The sequence below is a fragment of the Streptomyces sp. NPDC002845 genome, assembly GCF_053591955.1.
Genome location: NZ_JBSFUU010000191.1, coordinates 1 through 3426, shown reverse-complemented (window position 1 = coordinate 3426; position 3426 = coordinate 1). Strand labels below are relative to the sequence as shown.

Sequence of the window (3426 nt, the reverse complement as noted above, 5' to 3'; positions counted from 1 at the left end):
GCGCCAGCTCCGCCCGCTCCTCGGCAGACAGCACGACTTCAACAGCACGAGGACCCCGAGACGCCATGAAAACAGCCTACAGACTTAGTCTCGTCATTTCCGGCGCATCACACTAGTGCCGTATCAGGCAACGTTTGCCCTGTTGTGATGTGACGCGCCGTCCCGGTGCTGTGCCGGGCGGCGCGTGGCCGTCACCCTGTCCGGGTGGCAGAACGAGTACGTGTACGCGAGATCGACGATGACGAAGGCAGGCGGCTGCTGCGGATCATCCGCAGGGGCACCGGGTCAGTGGTGACCTGGCGGCGGGCCCAGATGGTCCTGCTGTCCGCCCAGGGCATGCCGGTGGCGAAGATCGCCGAAGTGACGTTCACCAGCGCGGACCGGGTCCGGGATGTGATCCACAACTTCAACCTCGACTTTCGCCGTTCTGACCAACCGTCAGGCAGGTCGCTCGCGCGGGTGATGTGTGGCCGTCGACCCGACCGGGAGGCAGGCAGCAGAGAAGCATCGGCGGTGCTTACACCGCCTCCCGAAGAAGGGGTCCGCCGATGCTTCCGGATGCGACCGTACCCGCGTCCCTGCTCGCCGTGCTGGGTTCTTTGCGCGGCTGTTTCACATATCCCGGCTCCACCACCTTCGCCGCGCTGGTCACCGGCTTGATCGCGAACACCGGCCGGGGCACCGTCACCGGGATGCTGCTGGGCGCGAACTTGACCCGGCACTGGTCCCACGACCGTGCGCACGCCTTCTTCGCCCGCGCGAGCTGGGATGCACAGACGCTCGGTGCGGCGCTGTCCCACCTGGTGGTGCGCCACCTGGTCCCGGACGGTGCCCCGCTGACGGTCGCGGTGGACGACACGCTGTTCAAGCGCCGGGGGAAGAAGGTCTTCGGCGCATGCTGGCAGCACGACGGCTCCGCCACCGGCCGCGACGGCATCGGCTACGGCACCTGCTTCGTCGTCCTCGGCCTCATCGTGGATCTGCCGTTCCTCACCCGGCCTCTGTGCCTGCCCGTCGCCGCCCGGCTGCACCGCCCCAGGCAGGGACCCACCAAGGTCGAGCTGGCCGCCTCCATGATCCGCTTCCTGGCCGCCTGCCACTACGCCCGGCGTATCGACGTCGTCGCCGATGCCGCCTACCACGGACGTGCACTGCGTGACCTGCCCGGCCGCGTCACGCTCACCACCCGGCTGCCGGCCTCCGCCGTCCTCTACAACCTCGCCCCGCCGCCCACCGGCCGCCGCGGACGGCCCCGTCTGAAAGGCGAACGCCTGGGCACCCCCGCCGAGCTGGCCGCCACGGCGGCCTTCACCCCGCAGGCCGTCACCCGCTACGGCCGCACCGAGCAGGTGTACCTGGCCGAGACCGTATGCCTGTGGTACGGCTCGTTGTACACCCGCACTGTCCGTGTCGTCCTGCTGCGGGACGACGACACCGACACCGGCTACGACCTGGCCCTGGTCACCACCGACCTGACCGCCAAGGGCACCGATCTAGTGACCCGTTATGCCGCGCGGTGGTCGATCGAGGTGACCTTCGCCGAGGCACGCGAGATGCTCGGCGTGGGTCAGGCACGCAGCCGCACCCGGCGCGCGGTCGAGCGCACCGTGCCGTTCGGCCTGTACTGCTACACCCTCACCGTCATCTGGTACACGCTGCACGGCCACCACCCCCAGGACGCGGCCGAGCACCGGGCACGGGCCCCGTGGTACACCACCAAGGCGCACCCGGCGTTCTCCGACATGGTCGCCAAGCTCCGCCGGACGATCATCGCGGCCCGATTTATGCCCATCGACGCCGGTCAGCCCACGGATACCGAAATCCGCACCGTCCAGGAAGCATGGGCCACAGCCAGCGCAGGCTTGGCATGACGGTTGGTCAGAACGACGAAAGTCGAGTTCAACACCGACGGCTTCAACTCCCTGTATCCGAAGTACAAGGGCGGCCGGCCCAGGACCTTCACCCTGCCCGAGCGGCGCGAGATCAAGAAGATCGCGAAGTCCAAGCCGACCGAACACGACCTGCCCTTTTCGACCTGGAGCCTGACCAAGCTGGCGGACTTCCTGGTCGCTGAGGGGGTGGTCGACGACATCAGCCACGAGGGCCTGCGCATCCTGCTCCGCGAGGAGGGCGTCTCCTTTCAACGCCTGAAGACCTGGAAGACCTCCCGCGACCCCGACTACGCGGCCAAGAAGGCCCGCGTCGAACACCTCTACGCGATCGCTGACGGCGAGGTCATACCTGAGGAGGGCGAGCCCGAAGTCGTCTTCTGCATGGACGAGTTCGGGCCGCTCAACCTGATGCCCCACCCGGGCCGGCAGTGGGCCGAACGCTCTGGCAAGCACAAGGACCCCGACCGCGAACCCCGCCGTAGGCGGCGGGCGACCTACAACCGCTACGGCGGAGTACGCCATCTGTTCGCCGCCCTGGACCTGGCCAAGGACAAGCTCTACGGCCACATCAAGCCGGTCAAGAAGCGCACCTAGTTCCTGGAATTCTGCCGCTACCTGCGAAACCCTCTACCCGCCCGTGGTCCGTATCGCGATCGTCTGTGACAACTTCTCCCCGCACCTGACCACGAAGAAGTGCCAGCGGGTCAGCACCTGGGCGGCAGCGAACAACGTCGAGATCGCCTACACCCCCACCAACAGCTCCTGGCTCAACCGCATCGAAGCCCAGTTCACCGCCCTGCGCTACTTCACCCTCGACGGCACCGACCACGCCAGCCACAAGGAACAGGGCAGCATGATCCGCCGCTACATCATCTGGCGAAACCGCCACGCCGACGACCGGCGCCTACGCGCCGTCGTCGACAAGGCCAACGTCGCCTGACCGTGCAAGAAGGCAGAGAAGATGACCACACAGACCGACCGTGTCGACCACGAACTGATCCGGGCAGCGGCACACGTCGCGGCCACACGCTGCCGGGGCGACAACCACACCATGGCGGCTGCGGCCCGCGCCCGAGACGGCCGGATCATCACCGCGGTGAACGCCTATCACTTCACCGGAGGCTCCTGCGCGGAGCTGGTGCTCATAGGCGCCGCTGCCGCCCAGGGCGCCTATGACCTGGACATCATCGTCGCCGTGGGCGACCGCGACCGAGGCGTCGTGCCCCCATGCGGCCGCTGCCGCCAGGTCCTTCTTGACTACTTCCCAGCCCTCAAGGTCATCGTCGGGACAAACGACGGCCTCCGGCTGGTGCCCGTCACCGACCTGCTTCCCGAAAGCTACGTCTGGGCGGACCACCAGCTCGACGCTGAGGAGAGCGCACCACTCAGCACCACATGACACCCCAGGCGGTTACAGGGCAAACGTTGCCTGATACGGCACTAGTGCCCTGCGCCAGAAATCACGAGACTAAGTCTGCTTCAGGTTTCAGTGGTCGGCGGGTTGATTTTGGTGAGGTAGTCGGCGAGGGAGTTG

At 67.3% G+C, this 3426-nt stretch carries 2 protein-coding genes and 2 pseudogenes; all 4 read left to right on the top strand.

Translation table 11 applies throughout. The features are described from left to right. Positions 1-204: 204 nt before the first annotated feature. A pseudogene (locus ACWD3C_RS48135) lies at positions 205-417 on the top strand (helix-turn-helix domain-containing protein); the annotation flags it as partial. Positions 418-548: 131 nt separating this feature from the next. Further along, positions 549-1871, top strand: coding sequence for an IS701 family transposase (locus ACWD3C_RS48130; RefSeq protein WP_451155102.1), 1323 nt, complete (start codon positions 549-551; stop codon positions 1869-1871). A 27-nt stretch (positions 1872-1898) separates the two neighbouring features. After that, a pseudogene (locus ACWD3C_RS48125) lies at positions 1899-2832 on the top strand (IS630 family transposase); the annotation flags it as partial. Between the two features lie 21 nt (positions 2833-2853). Beyond that, on the top strand, positions 2854-3291 hold the full coding sequence (locus ACWD3C_RS48120; RefSeq protein WP_451155100.1) for a cytidine deaminase: 438 nt from the start codon (positions 2854-2856) through the stop codon (positions 3289-3291). The last annotated feature ends 135 nt before the right edge of the window (positions 3292-3426 follow it).

What these genes read in the sequence shown, in the direction of transcription:
- ACWD3C_RS48130 (WP_451155102.1), top strand. Translation starts at nt 549, where the DNA reads ATGCTTCCGGATGCGACCGTACCCGCGTCCCTGCTCGCCGTGCTGGGT.
- ACWD3C_RS48120 (WP_451155100.1), top strand. Translation starts at nt 2,854, where the DNA reads ATGACCACACAGACCGACCGTGTCGACCACGAACTGATCCGGGCAGCG.